This window comes from Streptomyces kebangsaanensis (assembly GCF_001906585.1).
Classification (GTDB): domain Bacteria; phylum Actinomycetota; class Actinomycetes; order Streptomycetales; family Streptomycetaceae; genus Streptomyces; species Streptomyces kebangsaanensis.
Window position 1 is genome coordinate 23,675 of sequence record NZ_JUJA01000152.1, and the last position, 3,924, is coordinate 27,598.

The 3,924-nt window shown below is 74.2% G+C and carries 5 protein-coding genes; 2 read left to right on the forward strand and 3 right to left on the reverse strand.

The window, feature by feature from the left end; genetic code table 11:
• The first annotated feature begins 100 nt into the window (after nt 1-100).
• Entirely contained in the window at nt 101-871 is a 771-nt protein-coding gene (locus RH94_RS24795; protein ID WP_073950092.1) for a TetR/AcrR family transcriptional regulator, read from the forward strand.
• 11 nt (nt 872-882) lie between these two features.
• Here the strand turns inward: RH94_RS24795 and RH94_RS24800 are convergent, their stop codons facing one another.
• Nucleotides 883-1,236: an STAS domain-containing protein gene (locus tag RH94_RS24800; protein WP_073950094.1), complete on the reverse strand. Its 354-nt coding sequence runs from the start codon at nt 1,234-1,236 to the stop codon at nt 883-885.
• Nucleotides 1,237-1,462: 226 nt separating this feature from the next.
• On the opposite strand from RH94_RS24800, the gene RH94_RS24805 reads away from it, so the two are divergent.
• The gene (locus RH94_RS24805; RefSeq protein WP_073950114.1) at nt 1,463-2,185 is read left to right on the forward strand and encodes a GAF and ANTAR domain-containing protein; all 723 of its coding nucleotides are present in this window, start codon (nt 1,463-1,465) and stop codon (nt 2,183-2,185) included.
• A 26-nt stretch (nt 2,186-2,211) separates the two neighbouring features.
• On the opposite strand, the gene RH94_RS24810 is transcribed toward RH94_RS24805, so the two are convergent.
• A complete protein-coding gene (locus RH94_RS24810; RefSeq protein ID WP_073950096.1) occupies nt 2,212-3,033 on the reverse strand; it encodes a YceI family protein in 822 nt (273 codons plus the stop codon).
• A 104-nt stretch (nt 3,034-3,137) separates the two neighbouring features.
• The coding region (locus RH94_RS44500) for an MSCRAMM family protein (protein WP_234426023.1) at nt 3,138-3,924 on the reverse strand (787 nt) is incomplete at its 5' end.

Sequence of the window (3,924 nt, forward strand, 5' to 3'; positions counted from 1 at the left end):
CCGTACTGCTCGGCGGGCTGGTGGCCGCCGCGTTGCTGCGCAGGGCGGAGCGGGCAGACTCGGGGATGGGCAGTGACCGGAGTGTCGAGGAAGGTGCGCCATGACGAGGGCAGCCCAGGGGGCCGGGGGCGCGGCGCGGACCAGCGTCTGGCTGGAGGGCAGGGTGCGCCGGGGCGGGCGCGGCGGCGGGCAGCCGTCGTCCGGGCTCGACCGGGAGCGGATCACCGGGGCCGCGGTGCGGCTGCTGGACGCGGAGGGGCTGGCGGGGTTCTCCATGCGCCGGCTCGCCGCCGAGCTGAACGTGACGGCGATGTCCCTGTACTGGTACGTCGACACCAAGGACGACCTGCTCGAACTCGCCCTCGACGCCGCCTTCGGCGAGCTGCGGCTGCCCGGACCGGACACCGAGGCGGACTGGCGCGACCAACTGCGCCGGCTCGCCGCCGAGTACCGGGCGCTGCTGGTGCGCCACCCCTGGCTGTCGCCGCTCGCCGGGACGTTCCTCAACATCGGCCCGAACTCACTCGCCTTCTCGGGCACCATCCAGCGGGTCGTCCGCCGTACCGGACTGCCCGAGCAGCGCCTGGCCGGGGCGATCTCCGCGGTCTTCCAGTTCGTGTACGGCTACGGCACGATCGAGGGCCACTTCGTCACCCGCTGCGCCGACGCGGGAATGGTCCCGGACGACTACTTCCGGCACGCGCTGAGCGCCGCGACCCGGGCTCCGGACGCCGCCGAGGTGTTCCGGGAGTCCGTGGCCCTCATGGCGGCCCGTGGCGGCGACACGGTCGCGGAGATGCTGGACCGCGACTTCGCCTTCGCCCTGGACCTGCTGGTCGCGGGGATCGAGGCGATGGTGGCCCGCGGCTGACGAAGCGTCGCTCAGAGGCGCAGGGCCCGGGCCGGGTCCTCGTACACGGGTGTGTCCCGGCGGACCCCGGTGACCTCCAGGACGCGGTACGGGACGCCGTCCGGGAGGGCCGCCACCCGGAGCAGGACACGCGGGGGCAGCCGGTGCCGTACGTCCTCGACCAGGCGGGCGCCCTGGGAGTCCATGAAGCGGGTGCGGGTGAGGTCCAGCACCAGTACGCCCAGCCGGCCGGCGCGGGCCGCGGCGAAGGACAGGACGCGGGCGCGCAGCACGGAGGCGTTGGACAGGTCGATCTCCGGGGGCAGGACGAGCAGGGCGCGGCCGGGAAGGTCGCGGACCTGGCATGGGCTCGTGAAGTGGGTCACGGTACTCACCTGGAAGAAGGCAGACAGCCGTACGTCTCGGGGAGGCCGCTTCCTGACCCGTCCGGGTCCATTCCACCATTCCCGGGCGCCGGTTCGAAGAGGCCGGAGCCCGCGCGCCCACCGGGCGGAAATTCCCGAGCACGGACGATATACAGTTCTGTCCGTCCTGTGCTCGCAGTCGGGAATGTGCTGCGGAGCTCTCCTGCGCATGGCCGTATGGCCGTGCATGCCGAAGAGGTTCGTGGTGCCTGCGTCCGACTTTTCTGAATCGCCCCGTTTTCCGGGGGACTTCGAGCTGGCCGAGGCCTTGACGTTGGCGGCTCGGCAACTGCACGACGCGGCCACCCCGCACAGCACCATGCGCACGGCGGTCCAACTCGCCGTGCGCCTGCTGCCCGGTGCCGAGCACGCGGGGATCTCCGTGCTGGAGCGCGACCGCCACCGACGTACGGTCGCCTGGACCGACGAGGTCGTACGCACCGCCGACGGCCCGGGCGGCGACCACGGGCGGGCGCCGTACTGGGAGCACCTGTGGCAGGCGCCCGTCGTGCGCGTGACGGACAGTGAGGCCGAGGACGGCGGGGAGCCGCTGGCCGGCCTGGGGCTGCGCTCGGCGCTCGCCCTGCGGCTGCGCGCCGACAAGCGGCGGCTGACCGTGCTCACCGCCTACTCCCGCGAGCCGCGCGCCTTCGACGACGCCGCGACGCGCATAGGCCGGCTGTTCACCGCGCACGTCAGCCTCGCCCTGGACTCGGTGACCGTGCGCGAGCAGCTCACCGAGGCGATGCGCACCAGGGACCTGATCGGCCAGGCCACCGGCATCCTCATGGAACGGCTGAACATCGACGCGGCGGAGGCCTTCGACAGCCTGGTGCGCGCCTCGCAGCGGGAGAACATCAAGCTGCGGGATCTCGCCCGCCGGCTCGTCGACGCGGACAGCACCCCCTGAGGAGCGGGCCGGGGCGGCCCGGCGGGTCACACCGCCGGGAGCGCCGTGCCCCGGACCGCCTGGATGTCCAGCTCCACCCTCAGGGTCGTGCCGATGGCGGCGATGCCGGCCTGGAGGACCTGGTTGTAGTTCATGGCGAAGTCCTCGCGGCGCAGTTGTGCCGTCGCGCGGAAGGCGGCGCGGGTGCCGCCCCACGGGTCGGCGCCGGTGCCGAGGTAGGCGAGGTCGAGGTCGACCGGACGGACCACGCCGCGCATGCCCAGCTCGCCGTGGACCGTCCAGCGGTCCGGGCCGGCGGCGGTCAGGCGGGTGGAGCTGTAGGTGATCCGCGGGTGCCGTTCGGCGTCCAGGAAGTCCGGGGACCTCAGATGGCCGTCGCGCATCCCGTTGCCGGTGTCGATGGAGTCGGCGCGGATGACCGCCTCCACCCGGGACCCGGTGACGTCGTCCGGGGCGATCTCGACGGTGCCGGCGAAGTCCGTGAACCGGCCGCGCACGCTGGAGATCCCCAGGTGCTGGGCGATCGCGGCGACCGAGGAGTGCGCGGGGTCGATGGTCCACGGCCCCGGCGGCGGCAGCTCGTTGCCGCCCTGCCGGGCCAGCGTCACCGTGCCGACCTCGGCCCGTCCGCTCGCGGTGACGATCGCGCCGGCGGCGGCGGGGGCGTATCCGACCGCCGTGACGATGACCGTGTACGCCCCGGGCGCCAGCGCGGTCGTGTGCCGTACGGCGCCCTCCGCGTCGGCCTCGGCCCGCAGCACCTGCGTGCCGGTCGTGTCGGTCACCGTGACGACCGCGTGCGACACGGCCCATCCGTCCCGGGTACGGATCCTCGCGGTCAGTCCCATCCCGTTTTCTCCCTGCAAAGTATTGCAAAATGGTCGCAAGTGACCGGCCCGCGGCCGGACGCTCCGCCGCTCGGAGAGCGTCCCGCCACGGGCCGGGGTTCGAACTACTCGCCGGGGTGGGCGAGTTCGATGTCGTGGGCGTCGACGCCGGGGCCGGTGACCGTCAGGGCCGTCGCCACCGGCGGGTAGCCCGTCGCGATGACGGTGTACTCGCCGCCGCTCAGGTCGGTGAAGGCGTACGCCCCGTCGGGGCCGGTGGTGGCCGTGCCGACCACGTTGCCCGCCGCGTCGACCAGCGTCACGCGGGCGTCGGCCAGCGGACCGTGCGGGGCGCGGACCACGCCCTGGAGCCGGGCGCCGGCGTCCAGGTCGATCTCGACCCGGGTGACCCCGGTGCCGGCCACCTCGACCGGCAGCGCCCGCGGCCGGTACCCGGCGGCGTTCACCGCGACGGTCACGGCTCCCGGCACCAGCTCGGCGAAGGAGAACTCGCCCTGCTCACCGGTGGTCCCGGTGGCCAGCAGATCGCCGCGCACATCGGTGACGACGACCATCGCGTCCCGCACCGGCAGCCCGTTCTCCGCGGCCCGCACCGCACCGCTCAGCCCGCTGGTGCCGCTGAGCAGGACGTCGTACGCCACCGGCTCGCCGTTCACCACGATCGTGGACGCCTGCGGCTGGAAGCCGTCGGCGGAGGCGATCAGGACGTACGACCCGGCGCCCGGCGCGTCCACCGCGTAGGCGCCGTCGGCCTGCGCGACCGACCGGCCCAGCTGGCGGCCCGCCAGCGAGATCAGCGTGACCGCGGCCTGCGGCACCGGCGCGCCCTCGGCGCCCCGGACGAAGCCGTGCACCGGGAGCCCGCCGCCGTACCCGGCGGCCGGCTCACCG

What these genes read in the sequence shown, in the direction of transcription:
- RH94_RS24805 (WP_073950114.1), top strand. Translation starts at nt 1,463, where the DNA reads ATGCCGAAGAGGTTCGTGGTGCCTGCGTCCGACTTTTCTGAATCGCCC.
- RH94_RS24795 (WP_073950092.1), top strand. Translation starts at nt 101, where the DNA reads ATGACGAGGGCAGCCCAGGGGGCCGGGGGCGCGGCGCGGACCAGCGTC.
- RH94_RS24810 (WP_073950096.1), bottom strand. Translation starts at nt 3,033, where the DNA reads ATGGGACTGACCGCGAGGATCCGTACCCGGGACGGATGGGCCGTGTCG.